Below are 21,915 nucleotides of genomic sequence, written 5' to 3'. Positions count from 1 at the left end.
TTTGTATTTCTATTTCTTTTTTGGCTTCTACATTTGCGATATGAAAATCAAAAAAACAAGCTTCCTTTTACTCCAAATTTTGTTTGTCATTATCATAATCGGAATGAGTTTGTTGCTTTTCTACTTTATCTAACTTATTAACCTTAAAACCAAAAAATGAATGTTTACAAACCACAAAAACAAATCGTTTAAATGGTGTTTGCTGGTATCTTTTTTACTGGCAAATATCGTGATGCACGCACAAGAACGAAAAGTGACTGGAAAAATAACTTCCAGTGACGATTTACTCGGACTTCCTGGCGCAAATGTTTATATCAAAAATTCCTCTGTTGGCGCTGCTGCCGATATGGACGGAAATTATACTGTAATTGTAGGAGAGAAAAATGCTGTTTTAGTTTTCAATTTCGTTGGATTTCAAACGGTTGAAGTTCCTGTCGGAAATAAAACGGTTATCAATGTAAGTTTAAAACCAGATACAAAAGCGCTGGACGAAGTTATAGTTGTAGGTTACGGAACTCGTAAAAAAAGCGACATAACAGGTTCTGTATCTTCTGTAACGGCAAAAGAATTGACTGCTTTTCCTCTTTTAAATGCTGAACAAGCTTTACAAGGTCGTGCAGCGGGTGTTTCGGTAATGACAAATAATGGTGGTGAACCTGGAGCTCCTGTAAAAATCAGGGTTCGTGGAGGAACTTCTATTAACGCGAGTGGCGACGCTTTGATTGTTGTTGACGGATTTGCAGGCGTTTCTATGCCGGCGCCACAAGATATTGCTTCTATCGAGGTTTTAAAAGATGCCTCAGCAACTGCAATTTATGGATCTAGAGGTTCAAACGGAGTTATCATGGTAACGACCAAAAAAGGAAAGCCTGGAAAACCCGTAATTGAGTTTAGTAATTCGACTTCTGTACAATCTGTAAATAACAAATTGCATTTATTGAACGGCGATCAGTTTGCTGCTTACAGAAAAAGTTTTACTACGCACACACAAGGTCCAGCAAACACAGACTGGCAAGATGTAATTTATCGTGAAGGAATGATTTCGAATACACAACTGTCTTTTTCTGGCGGATCTGAAAATGTGAAATATTATGTTTCTGGAACGTATTTCAATCAAAATGGAGTTGTAATTAACTCAGGAATTGACAAATACACTATTGTAGCCAATCTTGAAGCAGATTTATCTCCAAAGTTAAAAGTTGGTTTGAATACTTTCACAAGCAAACAAAACAAAGAAGGAATCGTGAGCCAGACAAGCGCTGGAGGAACTGGTGCCGCAGGTGTAATTGCTTCTGCATATCGATTTATGCCAGACAAAGGAATTTATAATGCAGACGGAACTTATACTACAACTGCTCCAATTGGAGATGATATCGACAATCCATATGCAACAGCGATGGAAAATATTTTAGAAACTATTTCTATCGTAAACCGAAACAATTTCTTCGCTCAATATCAAATTACTAAAGATCTTGATTTTAAAACCACTTTAGGTTTAACCGATAATAATTCACAAACAGGAAGATTTATACCTTCAACTTTAATTGCAGGAAAAAATATCAAAGGAGAAGCTTCTGTAAACAACACGAGATTTTCTTCTTTCTTGACAGAGAATTATTTGACTTTCAAACGTGAAATTATCGACAAAGGAATGCTGACTGTTTTGGGAGGATATTCATATCAAAAAAACAAAAACGAAAATTCGTATGCCGCTTCAAGAGGTTTCTTGACAAATACCAATTCATACAGAAATTTAGGTGCTGGAACTGTTTTCTTAAAACCTGATTCTGGATTGTCTGAAACGGAATTGATTTCTGCTTTCGGAAGGTTGAATTTCGATTATGCTGATAAATATTTACTAACGTTTACAGCTAGACGAGATGGTTCTTCAAGCTTTAGTCAAAACTACAAATACGGAACTTTCCCTTCAGGAGCAATTGGATGGAATATTAGTAAAGAAAATTTCTTAAAGGATAACAAAACGGTTTCAAACTTAAAATTAAGAGCTAGTTACGGAGCAACAGGAAACCCTTCAATTGGAGCTTATTCTACTCTTTCTCGATTTTCTGAAATCTATTATGTAAGCGGCGACGTGATTACAAATGCGGTGCAATTAACTTCATTAGACAATCCGAACTTAAAATGGGAAACTTCATACCAACAAGATTACGGAATTGATTTAGGTTTGTTTGATAACAGAATCAGCATTACGGCAGATTATTACAAAACGATTACTAAAGATTTATTATTCAACAGACCGCTTCCAGGAATTTCTGGAATTGCATCTCAGCTTCAAAACGTAGGTGAATTGGAAAATAAAGGATGGGAATTGGGTATTAATACCAGAAACTTTATTGGTGCCGATTTTACTTGGTCAACAAACTTTAATATTTCTTCGAACAAAAACAAAGTTTTAAAATTAGCTGATAACAAAGATCTTTTGATCAACTCTGCTCCTGGGCATTTCTTAGCAACTGAATCGCAGATTTTAAGAGTTGGACAACCTGTTGGTTCTTTCTTCGGATTTATTTATGATGGTGTAATTCAGCAAGGTGAAACGGTTTTGCCTGGAAACTTTGAAACTGCACCTGGAGGTGAAAAATTCAGAGATTACAATGGCGACGGAAAACTGGATTCTCAAGATAAAACGATTATCGGAAATCCGAATCCAGATTTCATCTTCGGATTCAACAATGATTTCACTTATAAAAATTTGGACTTGAATATCTTCTTTCAAGGATCAGAAGGAGGTCAAATCTTAAACTATACTTTGATGGAATTGGCTTCTGGAAACAACAATGCCACAACTGAGGTTTTAGATGCTTGGACACCAACCAATACTGATACAAATGTTCCTGCAAATACGGCAAGAACTAAAAGAATCACTTCAAGATTTGTTTATGACGGAAGTTATATCCGTCTAAAAAACATTTCTATCGGATACAGTTTAGATGAAAAAATTGTTTCAAAAATGGGATTAAGCAAAGTTCGTTTTTACATCAGTGCGCAAAACCTTTGGACTATCACAGATTATCCGGGTACAGATCCTGAAACGAACTACTTAAACGACACGAACTCAAGAAGTAATACCAATTTAGGATTGGATTATGGAGGATATCCAAACGTGAGAACGTTTACAGCAGGATTCAATTTAAAATTTTAATCTAAGACAATTATGAAAAAATATATAGCTCTTCTTTGCTTCGGAACACTCGCTTTTTTCAGCTGTTCTGATCTAGAAGAAAAACCAGTAGGAATTATTCGTCCAGCGAACTTTTTCAACAATACAGACGATTTGCAGGCTGCTGTAAATGGCGCGTTTGCTAACATTGGCCACAACAATTATTGGGGAAGAGAATTTACAATTGCCCTTATGCTTCGTGATGACATGGCCGATATTGGAGACAGAACAACGCAAGCAGCTCGCATTGATGTAAACGATATGTCAATGAATGACACCAATGCGCTTGTCGCAAACTTTTGGCCTCAATCGTATGTAATTATCACAGCCGCAAATCAGGCAATTGAAGGCGCTAAAAAAACGCCTGGAGATCCTGCAAAAGTCAATGCTATTGTAGCTCAAGCTTATTTTGCAAGAGCATTTGCTTATTATCATTTGGTTCGCCTTTTTGGTGATATTCCGTATGTGGATTTTGTTGTGAATGATGTATCACAAGTAAATTCTTTAAGTAAAACAAAAGAAGCAGATGTTTACCCAAAAATCATTGCCGATTTAGAATTTGCTAAAAAATGGCTAGATGATAAACCAAAAGTAAAAGCTGTTCCTGGAAAAGGTACTGCTGCAGGATATTTAGCTTCAGTTTATCTAACTTTAGGAAATTTCCAAAAAGCGTATGACGAAGCCAAATATGTCATTACAAATGAAGCCAAATTTGGTTTAGGTTTAGATGCAGATTTTCAGGATTTATTTAACGCTACAAAAGCAGCTTCATTAAAAGAACCTCTTTTTACAATTGATTTTAATAACTTAACATCAGGAAATTACGGTCAGGATTATACAGCGTTTTTTACTGGATCTTTAAAAGATGATAGTTATAGCTACGGACAAGGATTTTCGGTTGCAGTTCCTTCTTTAAAAGTATTCAATACTTGGGATCAGAGAGATTATAGAAGAGCTGTAAGTTTTGATACCATCATCAGAAAGAAAACTGGACCAGGCGGAGCATTAGAAATTTATCCTTCAAGTGATAACGAAAAAGCGCCTCGCCCGCATATTGCTAAATATTTCCGTTTTCCAGGAAAAGCAGGTGCAAACGGAAGAACTTCGCAGCACAATTACATTACAATGCGTTTTGCAGAAGTTTTATTGACAGCTGCTGAAGCTTTAAACGAAATTAATCCTGGGACTACAGAAGCTGATGGTTACATAAACCGTGTTCGTGCAAGAGCAAGAAATAAAGCCGGTAAATTGGTTTCTTTTCCTGCAAATGTAACGCCAGGACTTTCTCAAACAGACTTTAGAAAAATGGTTGTTGATGAAAGAAGATTAGAATTGGCTTTTGAATACATAAGATGGTACGACATTAAAAGATTAAAAATTGGTCCAGAAGTATTTGGCGCAAATGGTTTAGAACCACATGCTAATTTTGATCCGAACAGAGATTATTTATGGCCATTGCCTGGAACGGAGTTGGCTATTAATCCGAATTTAAAGCCAAATAATCCTGGTTATTAATAGTATGGGACGCGGATGAAACTGGTTTGCTATTGCGAAAACGCCGATTGAAACGGATTTTTTAATCACGTCGTGTATAATTAGGTTTCACGCAGATTTAAAAAGATTTAAGCTGATTAAAATTGATTTTTTTTAAATCTGCTTTATCTGCCAAAATCTTTTTAAATCTGCGTGAAATAAAAAAATCCGTTCAAATCAGCGTCTTCGCGATAGCGAATCCGTACAATCCGCGTCTAAAAATCACGATTACAAAATATTTACTATGAAGAATGTCAATTTCATTTCTTTAATTCTTGGGTTTGCATCGCTGGTAACAGCGTGCAAATCAAGAATTAATTCTCAAACCAAAAATACCTTAGCTGCGACAGAAAAATTGGAAACGCGTTACAAAATGCTATTAGATTATCCCGCCGATTCGATGTCGATGCCAAGAAGTATGAATATTAAAACTCTTGAGATTCGCAAAGTGCCATCGAGAGATTGGACAAGCGGTTTTTTTGCTGGAAATCTTTGGCAATTGTATCGATTAACAGGCGATTCAAAATACAAAGAACAAGCTCAAAAATGGACTCCTTTTAGCAAAAAAGAAAGTGTCAATAGTAATTCGCATGATGTAGGTTTTAAAGTGTTTTGCAGTTTTGGAGAAGCTCTAAAAGTGGAAAACAAGAAAGAATACGAAGCGGTAATTGTTAAAGGCGCAGAAACTTTATGTACAAGGTTTAATCCAAAAGTGGGTTCGATTCGTTCTTGGGATTTCAACAAGGAAATTTGGGATTATCCTGTAATCATTGATAATATGATGAATTTGGAACTTCTCTTTGAAGCTTCTAAAATATCAGGAAATCCAAAGTACCGCAATGTTGCCATTCAGCATGCCAACACAACTTTAAAAAACCAGTTTAGAGAAGATAATTCCTGTTATCATGTCATAGATTATAATCCGAATACAGGTGAAGTTAGAAAGAAAACTACTCTCCAAGGTTACAATGACGATTCGGTTTGGGCGCGCGGTCAGGCTTGGGCAGTTTACGGATTTACAATGTCGTATCGATACACAAAAGATCCCGCTTATTTAAACCAAGCCGAAGGAACAGCACTTTATTTTATGACAAATAAAAACCTGCCAGAAGACGGAATTCCGTATTGGGATTTTAAAGATCCGAGTATTCCAAATGCAGCACGAGATGTTTCTGCAGCAATGGTTATGGCTTCAGGATTATACGAATTGTATACTTATACCAAAAATAAAAATTATTTGGCTTTCGCCGATAAACTAATGACTTCGGTACAAACAGATAAATATATTTTAGACACCAAAATTAAAGCACCTTTCCTATTTGATCACAGCACCGGAAACTGGCCAAAACATGACGAAATTGATGAACCAATAATCTACGCCGATTATTATTTTCTGGAAGCCCTTTTAAGAAAAAGTGGCAAAGGAACAAAGTAACAAAGCAACAAAGGTTTTCTGCCTTTGTATCTCTGCACCTTTGAACCTTTGAGCCTAAAAAAAGCCTAATAACCTATGAAGAAACGACATAACAATACATTTTCAATTTTTGCGCTTTTTGTTTTGTTTCAAATTTGTCTGAGCGGTTTTGCTCAGACAAAGATGAATATTAATGACAATTGGCTTTATCTGGAAAATCATACTACAAACCTCAGCGAAGCACAAAGAGCTTCTAACTGGACTTCTTTAAACTTACCGCATACTTGGAACGCAGAAGATGCAACCGATCTATATCCAGGTTATAGACGCGATGCAAGCTGGTATCAAAAAAAATTAAATATTCCGAAAATCGACAAAAACAAGGTTTATTCTTTATACTTTGAAGGATCAAACGTAACAACTAAAGTTTATGTAAACGGAAAAGAAGCTGGATTGCATATTGGCGGTTATATTGGTTTCTCAATTGATATTACGAATTTAATTAAAGAAGGAAATAACGATATTTTTGTTCGCGTTGATAATAGTTATGATATTGAAATTATTCCGTCTCAAAAAAGTGATTTCTTTATTTATGGTGGAATTACGCGCGATGTCTGGCTCGTTTCGAAATACAAAAATCATATTGAAAATATCAAAATCACAACTCCTGAGGTTTCTGCCAAAAAAGCTTCGGTGAAGATTGTTTCTTCTTTTGTAAATCCAGATAATTCAAAGGATTTATCTTTAACTATAACACTTAAAAATCCGAAAGGGAAAAAAGTAGCGAGCAAAACCGTTTTGGTTACCGATAAAACTTCGACAATTACTTTCGAAAACATCAAAAATCCAGAACTTTGGGATACCGAAAAACCAAATTTATACCGACTTTCTGCTGTTTTATCAGAAAAAAATATAATTAAAGATAGCGTTTCTGAAAAAGTAGGCTTTAGATGGTTTGAATTTAAAGATCATGGTCCGTTTTACCTTAACGGAAAACGCTTATTAATTCGTGGTACACACCGTCATGAAGAACAAGCTGGAGTTGGAGCTGCGATGAGCAACGAACAGCATTGGGCAGATATGAAATCGATTAAAGAAATGGGCGCCAATTTTGTACGTTTAGCCCATTATCCGCAAGATCCAGAAGTTTATAAAGCTTGCGACGAATTAGGTTTATTGGTTTGGGATGAATTGCCTTGGTGCCGTGGCGGAATTGGAAATGATGTTTGGAAAACTAACACCAAAAATATGTTGTCGGAAATCATCAATCAAAATTACAATTATCCAAGTATTGTTATCTGGTCTTTAGGAAATGAAATTAACTGGCTTCCTGATTTTCCTGACGGAGATAACGCAGATAAAACCAATGTATTTTTAAATGAATTGAATGATATCGCTCATAAACTCGATCCCACAAGAAAAACGGCTATTAGAAAATATTATGAAGGATCACATATTGTAGATGTGTTCTCCCCTTCTATCTGGTCTGGCTGGTATTCGGGCAGTTATAAAAGCTACCAGAAAGCAATTGATGTTTACAAAAAAGAATACAAGCATTTTATTCATGCTGAATATGGTGGAGACAGTCATGTTGGCCGTCATAGCGAAAACCCAATTACTGGCGAAAATGTGATTAAAGCTGAAGGTTGGGAAGAAGCTATTGTGCAGACCAAAGTTGCCAATATTGCGCAAATTGGCGATTGGAGCGAAAACTATATAGTTGATTTGTTTGACTGGCATTTGCATATATCCGAGAATGACCCAACGTTTGTGGGAAATATTCAATGGGCATTTAAGGATTTTGCAACGCCGTTACGTCCAGAAGATGATATTCCGTACATGAACCAAAAAGGTCTTACGGATCGAAACGGAATTCCGAAAGATGCGTATTATGTATTTAAAAGCTATTGGGCAAAAGAACCTTTCACTTACATCGAATCGCATACTTGGACAGAGCGACAAGGGTCAGAAAATACACCGAGAACAATCAGTGTTTTTAGTAATTGTGATAAAGTGACTTTATACCATGACGGAAAATCATTGGGAGAAAAACAGCGAAATCTTTCTCTTTATCCTGCAAATGGTTTAACTTGGGAAGTCAATTTTAAAAAAGGAGAAAACGTTCTAATTGCCATTGGCAAAAATAAAGATGGAAAAACGGTTTCTGATACTATTAAAGTCAATTATCGTTTCAATAAAAATGATACGGCTTCTTCTTTGCAATTATCATCAGAAAAACTAAAAAATGGCAATTATCTGGTTACGGCAATTGCAATTGACAACAATAATTTACGCTGTTTGGATTATGAAGCGAGTGTTTATTTTCAATGTTTAAAAGGAGGAAAAACATTAAAAAACCAAGGAACACCAACGGGAAGTGAATCTATTAGAATGGCAAATGGAAAAGCTTCTATCGAAGTTATCCCTGATGGTTCTGGAAAACCGATTGAAATGACGGCTTTGAACCAAAGTTTTAAAGGAGAATATTTGAAGATTCCCGTTGAATAAAAAAGGTTCTAAGTTGCTAAGGGACTAAGACGCTAAGTTTTTTTAGTCTAGTTTGTCATCCTGACGAAGGAAGGATCACACTAGAAGCTCCGCAATCTTTGGCGCCAATCTTTGTAGAGTTACGAGTGTGATCCTTCCTTCGTCAGGATGACAAAAAAGAGAAAACTTCGTGCCTTAGTGTCTTCGTGACAAAACACATAATAAACAAATTTACAATGAAAAAAATTCTAACATTCCTACTCCTAACCTCGTTCGCAATTGGACAATCACAAGGTTTAATTTCAAACGTTCCAAACCGAAATACCACTTCTTTAAACGGAGTCTGGAATTACATAATTGATCCATATCAAACAGGTTTTTACAGCTTTCATCTTGACCAATACGATAAACAGGAAAAACCAGCAAAAGGCGCATTTTTCACGAATTATCATGCTCAAAACAAACAGGAATTAGTAGAATATGATTTTGATAAATCGCCAACAATTACTATTCCAGGCGATTGGAATTCGCAGATTACGGAACTGAAATATTATGAAGGAAATGTATGGTTTAAAAAATCTTTCGATTACAATTTAGCAGCCAACAAACGTCTGTTTTTATATTTGGGAGCTATCAACTATAAAGCTGATGTTTATTTAAACGGAAAAAAACTAGGAACTCATGAAGGTGGTTTCACGCCGTTTAATTATGAAGTAACTTCGATTGTAAAACCAACTGGAAATTATTTGGTCATCAAAGTGGATAATACCCGTCATAAAGAAGATGTTCCAACCGTAAACACCGATTGGTGGAATTACGGCGGAATCACTCGCGATGTGACTTTAATTGAAGAGGAATCTTCATTTGTGGAAGATTACAACATTCAGCTGAAAAAAGGCAATGCGAATGTTATTTCAGGTTTTGTCAAAATCAACAATTTAGATGCATCAAAAAATCAGATTTCGATTGCTATTCCTGAATTAAAAATCAACTACAAAGGAAAAGCTGACAGTAACGGAATTTTAAACTTTGAAATCCCAGCAAAAAAAATCTCTTACTGGTCGCCAGAAAATCCGAAATTATATGATGTTACTGTGGACTTTAACGGAAAAAAATTAAACGACAAAATTGGTTTCAGAACAATTGAAACGCAAGGTGATAAAATCCTGCTGAACGGAAAACCAGTCTTTTTGCGCGGAATTTCGATTCACGAAGAAAATGCCAAAGGCGGACGTGCAAATTCTCAGGAAGATGCTTTACGTTTATTAAACTGGGCAAAAGAATTGGGCTGTAATTATGTTCGTTTGGCGCATTATCCGCATAACGAGAATATGGTTAGAGAAGCGGATAAAATGGGATTAATGGTTTGGGAAGAAATTCCGGTTTATTGGACGGTTGAATTTACTAACAAAAATACCTATCAAAATGCACAAGATCAGTTAACCGCTGCTATTACAAGAGATAAAAACAGAGCGAGTATTGTTATCTGGTCTATGGCAAATGAAACTCCAGTTTCTGACTCTCGAAATACTTTTATCACGAATTTGGTAAATCATACAAAATCATTGGATAATACAAGATTAATCAGTGCTGCTTTATTAACGCATGACGGAAAAATTGACGATGAAATTGGTAAATCGCTTGACATTATTGCTTTCAATCAATATTTAGGCTGGTATGGCGGTAATTTAGAAAATGCTGAAAAGACATTTTGGACTACGCCATACAACAAACCTGTTTTTGTTTCTGAATTTGGAGGTGATGCTAAAGCTGGATTTCACGGAGAAAAAAACGAACGCTGGACAGAAGAATACCAGGAATATTTATACATTCAGAATCTAAAAATGATTGAAAAGATTCCTCACTTGAGCGGAACAAGTCCGTGGATTTTGGTTGATTTCAGATCTCCGAAAAGATTGCTTCCAGGTATTCAGGATGGTTACAATCGTAAAGGATTAATTTCGAATGACGGTGAAAAGAAAAAAGCGTTTTATATTATGCAGGATTGGTATGCTAAAAAGAAAAAGGAATATTAAAAAATTATTTTTACATAATGTTAATTTGTAGAGACGTCCTGCAGTGCGTCTCTACGGAAAATAGGAACGGAAATAAAATTATTTTGTCAAAACTGTTACCAATTCATTAACAAAAAACAGGCTGCAAATTATATGATTTTTCTTTATTATTAACTTACTTTGTAGTTATTCTAAAAATTGTAATCCTATGAAAAAAATTTATTTACTGGCAGTTACTTTGTTTGCTGCCTTTACAGTTCAGGCACAAGAAGTGGTGAAATTTGCTCCACTTGATGCAAGTCCGGTTGATATTTCTTATTTCCCGAACAAAGCTGTTAAATTCAAAAAAACAGATAATCCAAATCCAGTTATCAAAGTGCTTTACGCAAGACCTTCTGCAAAAGGAAGAACTATTTTTGGAGATGTTGTAAAGTTTGGTGAAATTTGGAGAGTTGGTGCTAATGAAAACACAGAGATTAAATTCTACAAAGATGTAACTATTGGCGGTAAAAAAGTTGCTGCAGGATATTACAGTTTATTTGCTATTCCAGAAAAAGATAAATGGACGATCATTATCAATAAAGAATTGGATTTATGGGGAGGTTATGCTTACGATGAAAGTAAAGACGTTGTAAGAGTTTCTGTTCCTGTAAAATCTGTAAGTGAAACTATCGAAGCTTTATCTATTGCTTTTACGACTCAAGGTAATGTTGCAAATCTTGTTATTGGATGGGATAAAACAACCGTTGAATTACCAATTACGATTAAGTAATTAATCGTTTTTAAGATATAAAAAGAGGCATCTAATATGCCTCTTTTTTGTTTATATAATTGCATTTGCAAACACAATCCTATGCAAACATAGCCCGTGGTTTCAACCACGGGGACGCTAAGCATATAACATTACGTATATTAAAATACGTTTTCCGTGGTTGAAACCACGAGCTATGTTTAAAATTGGAACGTAAAACAAAAAAAGGCATTTTTCAATGCCTCTTTTTTTTCTAAACCTTAGCGATTTCTATAATTTTATCCAACGTGATTGGTAAATCTCTAACACGTTTTCCGGTTGCATTGAAAACGGCATTTGCAATTGCTGGCGCCATTCCGACTAAAGCGGTTTCTCCCAGACCTTTTGTTCCCATTGGGTTACTAATTGGGTCTTTTTTATTGACGAAGAAAACTTCTTGTTTTTCTATATCCGCATTTACAGGAACATGATAATCAGCGAAATTATTGTTGATTGGACGGCCAAAACGATGATCAATTTCAAGCGCTTCCATCAATCCCATTCCGATTCCCCCTACTGCTCCACCGAACATTTGCCCCGCAGAAGTTTTCTGGCTGATTACGGTTCCAATATCGGCACAAGACACAACATGAGCCAATCTTATTTTACCCAAATTCGGATTCACTAATACTTTTACAAAATGAACCGAAAACGAATAAATGGAATATTTCTTAGCTTCTTCTGCAGCTTTAGAAAGATTTTCTACTTCAAAATCTTCTAATTTATTACTGCTTAAGAGCGCCGCTAATGTAACCGATTTAGATTTGTCTTTTTTAGAAGAAACTGCACCATTTTCAAAAGTTAAATCTGTGAGAGCGATTCCTTTTAATACAGGATTTTTACTTCCCAATTCAATTATTTTATTCAGCAACAAATTGCAAGCGTCGTGAACCGCAGAACCAACAGATGAAGTCGTTGCCGAACCACCTTGCGTTGGACCTTTTGGCAAACCGCTTTTTCCCATTTCGATAATCACATTTTCTGATGGGAGACCAATTACTTCAGCTCCAATAGCAGTCATCATAGTAGCCGTTCCTGGCCCCATATCGTTTACACTGCATTGCAGTACTAAATCTCCATTGGCTAAGAATTTTGCTTTTACAGAAGTTGGGCTTCTATAACAGCCGAAAGTTCCAGTTCCCATTCCGTAACCCACTAGCCAGTTTCCTTCTTTAACAGAACCGGGTTCATTTTTACGGTTTTTCCAGCCAATGCGTTCCATTCCGCCTTCGTAACATTCTAAAAGAAATTTACTACTCCACGGTTTATTTTGTTCCTGATCTTTTTCGGCATAATTCAGCTTGCGAAATTCAATCGGATCTAAGTTTAATTTATAAGCCATTTCATCCATCGCACTTTCTAAGGCAAAAGAACCTGTCGCCTCGCCCGGTCCACGCATCCAGATCGGTGTGCAAGTATCCAAAGGCACAATTCTGTAACGTGTCGAAACATTGGCACAATCATAAATAAATCGGGACATGTTTACGGTACCCTCCATAAAATCCTCATAGCCTGAAGTCATTGCAACCGCTTCATGCGTTAATCCAGTCAGTTTTCCATCTTTAGTTGCCCCAAGCCCCATTTTCTGAATCGTGTAAGGTCTGAAACCAACATTGGTAAACATCTGTTCGCGATGCAGTACTAATTTAACTGGACGATTTAATTTTTTGGCTCCAATTAAAGCCGCTATTTCATACGGCCAAGTATGCAATCCCATTCCGAAAGCGCCGCCAAGATACTCCGCATGAACCTCAACATCTTCAACAGGCACTCCAAAAACTCCGGCAACACTTCTACGCGTTCCCTCGACACCTTGACTTTTGGTATATAAAATGGGTTTATTTCCGTCCCATTTGGCTATGATATTTGCCAATTCCATCGGGTTATGCACCTCGGTTGGAATCGTATATTCGGTTTCCAAAATAACCTCAGCATTTTTATAACCATCATGTTCTCCGCGATGGTAATCATTTCCTTTATCGGTTTCGACTTTCTTTTCTTTTTCAGCTGCTTTTTTAAGTTCTGTCGAATGTTCTTCTTTAAAATAATCGGCTTTAATTAAACTCGCCGCATATCGCATACGCTCAAAAGTATCGGCAATCACCAAAGCAATGGGCTGATCGTAATACAAAACTGAATCATCCTTGAAAATCTGCAAGGGCTGACCAAAATTATGCTTGTCTTTTGCTTTTTCGTAGCCAGCAGGTTTATCCACATTTAAATGCGTAATTACAGCCAAAACTCCTGGCGCCCATTCCGCTTTTTTAGTATCAATGGTTTTAATTCTTCCTTTCGCAATCGTACTTCCTACCAAACAAGCATAAACAACGCCTGCTGTTTTATATTCTGCCGAATAAGTTGCTGAACCCGTTACTTTAGCAAATCCGTCAACTCTATTAATATTACTTGTCTTGCTCATAATTTAATTATTTTGATGCTGCTATTGTAAGTGCTTCTGCTACTGCATTCTCTCCAAGCGTTATTTTAAAATTATTATCCCCGAATCCTTTTGCTCCTTTCATAGACAAATGGCCTGCTTGTTTAAATAGATCTTCAGAAACTGTTTTTCCTTTCAGGAATTTTTCTGTTTCAGTCAATCTCCATGGTTTATGTGCCACACCTCCCATCGCCAATCTGACATCATTTATGGTATTATTTTTTATATCTAAAGCCACAGCAACAGACACCAATGCAAAAGCATAACTCGTCCTGTCACGAACTTTAAGATAATGCACATTTTTAATAAAATTATTATCTGGAATTTCAACAGCAGTAATCAATTCTCTGCTGTCAAGTGTATTGTCTTTTTCTGGTGTATTTCCAGGAAGTTTATGAAAATCAGTAAACTTAATTTCTCGTTTTCCTTTTGGACCATCTACCAAAACTGTTGCATCGAGCGCCGCCAAAGCCACACACATATCACTTGGGTGAACGGCAATACAACTATCCGAAGTTCCAAAAACAGCTGCCATTCGGTTAGAACCGCCAATCGCACCGCATCCGCTTTTTGGTACTCGTTTGTTGCAAGGCATATCGGTATTGTAATAATAAGAGCATCTCGTTTTCTGCAGCATATTACCTCCAACTGTCGCCATGTGACGAATTTGCTGAGAAGCTCCAGCAGCTAATGCTAACGCCAACAAAGGATATTTTTCTTTAATAGAAGCATCTTCGGCAACCTGACTATTTTTTGCTAATGCACCAATCGAAACTTTTCCTTTTAAGAACTCTATTTTCTTTAAGTCTAATCCGTTAATGTCAACCAATTTATCTGGAGCGACAATATTCTTCTTCATTAAATCCACCAGATTGGTTCCTCCCGCAATAAACATAGAAGAATCATCTTTTGCTTTTCCTGTAATTGCCGAAGACGACGACAAGGCTTTAATTATCTGAAAGTTTTTCATATTTCCTTCCCTCCTTCCTTCACTTCCGTTATGGCGTCAACGATATTATGATAAGCACCGCATCTACAGATGTTACCACTCATATATTCACTGATTTCTTCTCTGCTATTAGCATGACCTTCTTTGATACAAGCAATTCCCGACATGATTTGTCCTGGCGTACAATAGCCACACTGAAAACCGTCGTGTTTGATAAAAGCTTCCTGCATTGGATGTAGTTTTTTACCTTTTGAAAGTCCTTCAATTGTTGTGACTTGTGAGTTTTGCTGCATCGTTGCCAAAGACAGACACGACAAAATTCTAGTTCCATTTACGTGAACGGTACACGCACCGCATTGTCCGTGGTCACATCCTTTTTTGGTTCCAGTAAGCTGTAACTGTTCGCGAAGTAAATCCAATAACGTAGTTCTTGGTTCAATATTCAGATTGTGTTTTGTGCCATTTACTTCAATAGAAAGCGGTACTGTTTCTAAATACTCCGCTATTTTTTCATCCCATTTCTTTTCTGTAGCCATAACCAACGAGGGCGGCGTCAGGGCAAGGGCGGTAAAAAGTCCTGATTTCTTTATAAAGTCACGACGGGAACTAGCATCTTCCGGTGTTACTTTATCCTGATTTGTTTTTTTAGAAGCCATTCAGTCTATTTGTTAAATTAGCAAATTCGCTTTTGTCATTCTAACAAATTTAGCGATCTTATGTAAGAAAAAATTATAAAATTCAAACATTACTCTTATTTAGAATAATTACAATTTTGTTTTTTTAACCGCAAAGGGTTTTCGCAAAGTTCGCCAAGTTATTTTTCTTTCGCAGATTTGGCAGATAATGCAGATTTTAAATACGATGAAAAGATTTACACAGATTCTTTATGATAGAAATAAATAAAAAATCTGTTTAGATCTGCAAAATCTGCGAGAAACAAAAAATTATACACATTAAAATTTTGCGTTCTTTGCGAAAACCCTTTGCGCCTTTGCGGTTAATTTTTTCACGTAGATTAATTCTGAAATTGTATTTTTACTGAACTAAGCCCAAATTATGCCACAACAAGAAATCATTTATCTTGATAATAATGCCACGACCCGTGTTGATGAGCGTGTTGTGAATGCGATGCTTCCGTATTTTACTGATTTGTATGCGAATTCAACAGGAACACATTTAGCGGGATTAACGGTAAAAGAAGCTATTGAAAACGCTGCATGGCAAACATCTGATTTAATAAATGCTGATGCTGATGAAATTGTATTTACTTCGGGTGCGACTGAAGCAATAAATCTGGCGATAAAAGGTCTTGTCGATCAAGACCGAAAACATATCGTTACCATTCAAACCGAACATAAAGCGGTTCTGGAAACTTGTCGTTTTATGGAAAGTATTGGTTTTGAAGTGACTTATCTTCCAACTGATTCTGACGGACTTATAAGTCTTCAACTTTTAGAAGAAATAATTACAGATAAAACACTGGTTTTCATAGGAATGTTTTCTAATAATGAAACTGGCATCATACAAAATATCAGTGCAATTTCTAAAATATTGAAAGCCAAAAATGTACTTTTTATGTGCGATGCCACACAGGCTGTTGGTAAAATTCCTGTCGATGTAAAAAAACTCGGAATTGATCTTTTGACTTTATCTGCACATAAATTTTATGGTCCGAAAGGAATTGGCGCTTTGTATGTTTCTGCGAAAGCCAAAATAAAATTGTCTCCTCAAATTCTTGGAGGAGGGCAACAAAGAAAATTACGAAGCGGAACGCTAAATGTTCCCGGAATTATCGGTTTAGGAAAAGCATCGGAAATTGCTGTAAATGAATTAGAAAAAGATCAAAATAGAGTTTCTCTATTACGAGACAAACTTGAAAAAGGTTTATTACAATTTGAAGGTTCTTTTGTAAATGGAAATACAGAAAACCGAATTTACAATACTGCAAATATTTGTTTTCCAAATGTAAATTCAGAACAGCTAATTTTGGCTTTAGGAAATGTTTCGGTTTCTAATGGCGCTTCTTGTTCGGCGGTGACTTCTGAGCCTTCGCATGTTTTAAAAGCAATGGGATTATCTGATGAAGAAGCTTTGAGTTCGGTTCGTTTTAGTTTGGGAAGATTTACTACTTCTGAAGAAATTGATATTGCTGTTGAGCGTGTTTTGAGTCTCGCTAAGCAGTTTGCCACGAAGGCGCTAAGACACTAAGTTTTTTTCTTTTTTTATACTTTTAATCTCGCAGAGACGCAAAGTTTTTATGAATTGCTTCTTGTTAGTTTGCCACTAAGGCACTAAGACTCTAAGTTTTTTATTTTTTGTAATCTCGAAAAGGCGCAGAGACGCGAAGGTTATTTTTGTCATCCTGACGAAGGAAGGATCACACGCGGGAGCCGACAAAGATTGAGGATTTACTTTATGGAGTTTCTAGTGTGATCCTTCCTTCGTCAGGATGACAAACTGGATCTAGAAAATCTGTGTAAAAAAAAACTTTGTCACTCTGCAACTTTGTCCCTTTGTCCCTTTCTTCAGGATGACAAACTGGCTCTAGAAAATCTGTGTAAAAAAAACTTTGTCACTCTGTAACTTTGAACCTTTGTCCCTTTCCTCAAGAAATTAACTTAAAATAATCTTCCTCTGTATCAATATCTATATTCCCTTTTTCGAAAGGAACTGAGACAACATCTTCAGCATATTTTTTAATGAGCTTTTTGGCGCCTTCTTGTCCTTTTAATTCCAGAAGTTCTTGAAAGTATTTTTTATGAAATAAAACTGGCGTTCCTAAAGTTTCTGAGTATGCAGAAGCTGCAATTCCTTTTTTCGTTTTGTTGGTTTCAATAATTAAATTTTCAAAAATAGAATGATTAACAAAAGGTTGATCACAAACTGCTAAAATACATTGTTCACAATCAGGATTTTGATTTAATAATTCGCTAATACCGTTTACGATTGAAGAAGACATTCCGTTTTCCCATTCCGAATTAAAAGAAAATGTGATTTCGGGCAAATTAAGCTCTTTTTCGATTACATCATGGTTTGAACCTGTCACAACTATTGCAAACGAATTTTCGACCTTCAAAGCTTCTGAAACGGTATTTTTCAGCAAAGTAGATTCTTTATATTCCAGCAATTGTTTTGGTCTGCCTAATCTGGAAGAATTACCCGCAGCCAAAATAATAATACCTGTTTTATTTTGAAATCTATTCTCCATAATGAATTTCATCATGTATTTTCCCTTTTTTATATTTCAGCGACGTTCCTATACGTTCAGATGCAACGGCTTTAATTTCCGAAACAATCGACAAAGCGATTTCTTCTGATGTTTCTGCGCCAATATCGAGCCCAATTGGAGTATGAATTCTTTTCATCTGCTCTTCGCTTACTCTTATTCCTTCAATCAAAAGATCGTCCAGCATTCGGTTGAATTTTGACTTCGGACCTAGAATTCCAACATAATGAAAATCGGTTTTTAGCAGCGCTTTTAAAACTGCTAAATCGTATTTGTAATTGTGCGTCATCAAAGCAAAATAGGTCTGATCGTCAATAACAATATTCTCTAAAAATTGTTCGGGTTTTACAACCAAAACTTCATTGGCTTTAGGAAAACGTTTTTTAGTTGCATGAGTTGCTCGGCCTTCTCCAATAGTAATTTTCCAGCCTAAAATTGAAGCCATTTTTACTAAAGGCTGAATATCGTTTCCTGCGCCAGCAATTACTAGCGAAATAGAAGGTTTTATGTATTCTATTAAAGCTTCGTTGTCGTTTTCTTCCTGAAGTTTTTTCACTACAGAAGTTTTAGTTTTCAGCACTTCTTTTACATCAGAAATTAAACTTAAAGCTTCGTTATTATGGTTTAAAACAGGACTGTCTTTTCTAAAAAATAAAGTTGTTCCAATCTGAAAAGCATTTCTTTTTAAAGAAAAAACGGTTACTATTACTGCTTCTTTTCTTTCTAATTCCAATTGCTGCAAAAGCTGAATTGGGTTATTTGAAACCTCTTCATCAATATATTCAAAAAGAATATGAACGATTCCGTTGCATCCGAGCTGTAAACCCACTTCTGCATCATCTTCGTTATTCGTATTGTAAGTAACTAATTTATTTTGCTTTTGATGGATTGATAGAAGTGCTTTTCGTAACGCGTCGCCTTCCAAACAGCCACCGCTTATTGCCCCCGTCAATTCTCCATCTTCTGTAACCAGCATACGCGCGCCAGGCTGTCGATATGACGAACCTTCAACTTTAACGACTGTTGCTAAAGCTGTTTTTTTTCCTTCGGATTCTGCTTGCGAATAGGCTTTAAGAATTTCGTTGATTTCTTTCATAGATATTCTTCATCAATAGAAACTTAATATTGATGACATTTTTTATTACCTAAAAGTAAAAAAATATTACAAACTTAAGCGCTCGAAGGCCATTTAAGTTTGTAATATTCTCTTTCAAAAATGATCTGTTTTATTCATTTAATTCTAAAAAATAATTCAGCTTAGACTTTATCATTTTTTTGTTTCTGTCTAGCAGATATAGTTTTTCAGGATTTTTACTGTAATAACCGTAATAAACCTGATCTTTTTCTGGTTTGTCCCAGTTTAAAATATAGATTGTTCCATCAGGATCTTTTTCTAAACCTCTTTCGGTATTGATATTACCTCTTCCCTTAAAGTTTTTTTCAGGCTGTTTTCCTTTGTATGTGCTAGATAATTCAAATTTATTATCTACGATATTAATTTTTAGAATCGTTTCTATTCCTTCGCAATCTGCACACGGTAGCGTTCCTTCGTAAACAGAAATACTATCAGCTGGTTCGTTTTTTTCATTACTAGCAATTGTATCTGTCAAAACAACATTATTTTCATCTTTACCATTTTTAGAATTACAGGATACAATAAGAGCTAATGTAAAAGCAAGAATAATTATTTTTCTCATGATATTTTTTTGCAAATATAAGGAATATTCTTACTTAATGTACGAATTTAACTTTTAAATCTACAGCGATATAACTCCCATAATAATAGCGGTCTGAACAGCTTCGGCGGTATTGGTTACTTTTAATTTTTCAATAATGTTTTGCCTGTGGCGTCTTACTGTGTAAACCGAAATATACATTTCTGCAGCAATTTGTTCGCTTTTATTTCCTCTTGCAACACTGGTCAAAACTTCAATTTCTCTTTTTGAAAGTATATTTTCTGTATTGTTTTTATATTTTTCTGATTCGATTACTTCACCTGTTTGAATATTAAAAATTTTTCCGTCAATTCCTGTTCGAGGCTGTAAATCTGTTGAAGGCAGGTATAAACATAATGCAAGAGAAATGCTTCCGTTATTAAATGTATTTAGATAAATAGTCCGATGGTTTATGTAAGTATTTCTATCACTAGAATCTTTCATTCTAAGACGGCTCAAAGTACTGTAATTACTGTATTCTTCTTTTGGAATTCCTTTTAAAAACTCATAAAAATTAAGTTCTAAAACATGACGTTCGATCAAATCATTTGAATTGATTTTAGTAAAAATACATTCTTCAAAAGCGGAATCAATAACGGAATTTTCATCTGGAAGTCCGAAAATTGAGCCAAAACTTCCTGCATAAATATAACTTTTGTCGGATTGATAATCGGATAAAACGGCTACACATTGCTCAATTTTGACATAATTGATAACGAACTGTTTGTACATTTCAATATCATTTGATTCTCCAATGTCAAACTTTTGTTCTAAAAATGTGGACATTAATTGGCTTTCGATTGAAGAATTCTGTGGCATTGGAAAGTGTAATTGGTTAATTTTACGTATTGCCCTTTTCTTCGAGCAATTTTATTTTTGGAACATTAAAAATATCACTTTCTATCCCAAAAAAATAATTTATGAAAACAATTTTTTACAACGCTATTGTTATCCTGAGCCTTTCTGTTTTATCAAGCTGCAATAACAAAAATGAAACTGCTAAAACAATGAAAGAAGAAACAAAAATAGATTCAGTCGCAAAAGGTTCGCCAATTGATGTTAAACTTTCGAACATTCATTTTACTAAAGGAATAAACGACGCTGAAAAACTTATTACGCAGGAAACCAATGGAAAACTTGTTTTTAAAACAGGTGAAAAAACAGATTATTTTTCTGATCCAAATGGAAAATTGTCGAGTACGACAGCGCCAATGCTTTTATCAAAAGTAGATAATACGAAACCTTTTACGCTTACCGCGAAAGTTACGCCTGAGTTTACAGAAAAAGGATTATACAACGCAGGTGTTTTATACATTTATGTGAATGATAGTTTTTACCAGAAATTCTGTTTTGAGCAAGACGAAAGAGGAAATCACAGAATTGTAACGGTTCGTACAATGGGAACTTCTGATGATAATAATCATGATGTGGTGAAAGAACCTTCTGTTTACATGAAAATTTCTTCTGACACTAAGACAGTTGCAAGTTATTATTCATTAGACAAAAAGACTTGGCAAATGGTTCGTTTGTATAAAAACAATTATCCAAAAGAAATCTGGATGGGAATTAGTACACAATGCCCAATTGATAAAGGAACGCAAAGTATTTTTGAAGAAATTAATCTGGAAGAAAAAAGTGTTTCTGATTTTCGTTTAGGAATATAACTTTTTCTTTAAGATCTGACGGTTTCGAATTTACTTAAAGTATATTTTTTTTATTGTTTAGGTAATCATTTTTTTAAATTGATGTATGATTTATATTACCAAGTTTTGTATTTTTATCAATAGCAAAATTTTATATTACCTAACTTTAAAAATAAACTAAATGGGAAAATTTGTAATTACTACTAGAGCCAACGGAGAGTTTCAATTCAATTTAAAAGCTGGTAATGGTCAGACCATTTTAACAAGCGAAGGTTACACTACAAAAGCAGCATGTAATAATGGTATTGAATCTGTAAAAACCAACGCGGGTGACGATAATCGTTATGACAGAAAAGAAGCTAAAAACGGAAAACCATATTTCAATTTAAAAGCTGGAAATGGTCAGATTATTGGTTCGAGTGAAATGTACGAAAGTGTATCTGCTAGAGAAAACGGAATTGAATCTGTAAAGAAAAATGCTCCTGAAGCTACTATTGACGATCAGACGGCTTAAAAAACATATTT

The 21,915-nt window shown here is 35.3% G+C and carries 16 protein-coding genes; 9 read left to right on the top strand and 7 right to left on the bottom strand.

What is annotated here, in order from left to right:
- Window positions 1-160 precede the first annotated feature (160 nt).
- The 6 genes from DM444_RS19170 to DM444_RS19145 all read left to right on the top strand — a co-directional run bounded on the left by DM444_RS19170 (window position 161) and on the right by DM444_RS19145 (window position 11,402).
- Window positions 161-3,163: a SusC/RagA family TonB-linked outer membrane protein gene (locus tag DM444_RS19170; RefSeq protein WP_111289628.1), complete on the top strand. Its 3,003-nt coding sequence runs from the start codon at window positions 161-163 to the stop codon at window positions 3,161-3,163.
- A gap of 12 nt (window positions 3,164-3,175) precedes the next feature.
- The gene (locus DM444_RS19165; RefSeq protein ID WP_111289626.1) at window positions 3,176-4,696 is read left to right on the top strand and encodes a RagB/SusD family nutrient uptake outer membrane protein; all 1,521 of its coding nucleotides are present in this window, start codon (window positions 3,176-3,178) and stop codon (window positions 4,694-4,696) included.
- A gap of 262 nt (window positions 4,697-4,958) precedes the next feature.
- Window positions 4,959-6,149, top strand: a complete 1,191-nt coding sequence (locus DM444_RS19160; RefSeq protein ID WP_111289624.1) for a glycoside hydrolase family 88 protein — start codon at window positions 4,959-4,961, stop codon at window positions 6,147-6,149.
- Between the two features lie 75 nt (window positions 6,150-6,224).
- A complete protein-coding gene (locus DM444_RS19155) occupies window positions 6,225-8,636 on the top strand; it encodes a glycoside hydrolase family 2 protein (protein WP_111289622.1) in 2,412 nt (803 codons plus the stop codon).
- A gap of 215 nt (window positions 8,637-8,851) precedes the next feature.
- A complete protein-coding gene (locus DM444_RS19150) occupies window positions 8,852-10,651 on the top strand; it encodes a glycoside hydrolase family 2 protein (protein ID WP_111289620.1) in 1,800 nt (599 codons plus the stop codon).
- A 187-nt stretch (window positions 10,652-10,838) separates the two neighbouring features.
- Window positions 10,839-11,402 (top strand): DUF2911 domain-containing protein, encoded by a 564-nt coding sequence (locus tag DM444_RS19145; protein WP_111289618.1) that lies wholly within the window; start codon window positions 10,839-10,841, stop codon window positions 11,400-11,402.
- 232 nt (window positions 11,403-11,634) lie between these two features.
- Here the strand turns inward: DM444_RS19145 and DM444_RS19140 are convergent, their stop codons facing one another.
- Genes DM444_RS19140 through DM444_RS19130 form a run of 3 tightly spaced genes read right to left on the bottom strand, consistent with a single transcriptional unit; the run spans window position 11,635 to window position 15,462 of the window.
- Window positions 11,635-13,839: a xanthine dehydrogenase family protein molybdopterin-binding subunit gene (locus DM444_RS19140; RefSeq protein ID WP_111289616.1), complete on the bottom strand. Its 2,205-nt coding sequence runs from the start codon at window positions 13,837-13,839 to the stop codon at window positions 11,635-11,637.
- Between the two features lie 7 nt (window positions 13,840-13,846).
- The gene (locus DM444_RS19135) at window positions 13,847-14,827 is read right to left on the bottom strand and encodes an FAD binding domain-containing protein (RefSeq protein WP_111289614.1); all 981 of its coding nucleotides are present in this window, start codon (window positions 14,825-14,827) and stop codon (window positions 13,847-13,849) included.
- On the bottom strand, window positions 14,824-15,462 hold the full coding sequence (locus DM444_RS19130) for a 2Fe-2S iron-sulfur cluster-binding protein (protein ID WP_111289612.1): 639 nt from the start codon (window positions 15,460-15,462) through the stop codon (window positions 14,824-14,826). The genes DM444_RS19135 and DM444_RS19130 overlap by 4 nt, the downstream gene beginning before the upstream one ends.
- 400 nt (window positions 15,463-15,862) lie before the next feature.
- On the opposite strand from DM444_RS19130, the gene DM444_RS19125 reads away from it, so the two are divergent.
- Window positions 15,863-17,014 (top strand): cysteine desulfurase family protein, encoded by a 1,152-nt coding sequence (locus tag DM444_RS19125; RefSeq protein WP_111289610.1) that lies wholly within the window; start codon window positions 15,863-15,865, stop codon window positions 17,012-17,014.
- Window positions 17,015-17,411: 397 nt separating this feature from the next.
- Here DM444_RS19125 and DM444_RS19120 read toward each other — a convergent pair whose 3' ends face one another.
- The 4 genes from DM444_RS19120 to DM444_RS19105 all read right to left on the bottom strand — a co-directional run bounded on the left by DM444_RS19120 (window position 17,412) and on the right by DM444_RS19105 (window position 20,566).
- Window positions 17,412-18,029, bottom strand: coding sequence for a nucleotidyltransferase family protein (locus DM444_RS19120; protein ID WP_239455722.1), 618 nt, complete (start codon window positions 18,027-18,029; stop codon window positions 17,412-17,414).
- Entirely contained in the window at window positions 18,004-19,128 is a 1,125-nt protein-coding gene (locus tag DM444_RS19115) for an XdhC family protein (RefSeq protein WP_111289606.1), read from the bottom strand. The genes DM444_RS19120 and DM444_RS19115 overlap by 26 nt, the downstream gene beginning before the upstream one ends.
- Window positions 19,129-19,258: 130 nt before the next feature.
- Window positions 19,259-19,729 (bottom strand): copper resistance protein NlpE, encoded by a 471-nt coding sequence (locus tag DM444_RS19110; RefSeq protein WP_111289604.1) that lies wholly within the window; start codon window positions 19,727-19,729, stop codon window positions 19,259-19,261.
- 60 nt (window positions 19,730-19,789) lie between these two features.
- Window positions 19,790-20,566: a response regulator transcription factor gene (locus DM444_RS19105; protein WP_111289602.1), complete on the bottom strand. Its 777-nt coding sequence runs from the start codon at window positions 20,564-20,566 to the stop codon at window positions 19,790-19,792.
- A 101-nt stretch (window positions 20,567-20,667) separates the two neighbouring features.
- Here DM444_RS19105 and DM444_RS19100 point away from each other — a divergent pair, with 101 nt between their 5' ends.
- Together DM444_RS19100 and DM444_RS19095 are read left to right on the top strand one after the other, a co-directional pair.
- Window positions 20,668-21,411, top strand: a complete 744-nt coding sequence (locus DM444_RS19100; RefSeq protein WP_111289600.1) for a DUF1349 domain-containing protein — start codon at window positions 20,668-20,670, stop codon at window positions 21,409-21,411.
- Between the two features lie 160 nt (window positions 21,412-21,571).
- A complete protein-coding gene (locus tag DM444_RS19095) occupies window positions 21,572-21,904 on the top strand; it encodes a YegP family protein (RefSeq protein ID WP_111289598.1) in 333 nt (110 codons plus the stop codon).
- Window positions 21,905-21,915: the final 11 nt, after the last annotated feature.

The sequence above is a fragment of the Flavobacterium ginsenosidimutans genome (genome assembly GCF_003254625.1).
Taxonomy (GTDB): domain Bacteria; phylum Bacteroidota; class Bacteroidia; order Flavobacteriales; family Flavobacteriaceae; genus Flavobacterium; species Flavobacterium ginsenosidimutans.
The sequence above is the reverse complement of the archived record's forward strand: the minus strand, read 5'-3'. Positions and strand labels throughout refer to the sequence as shown.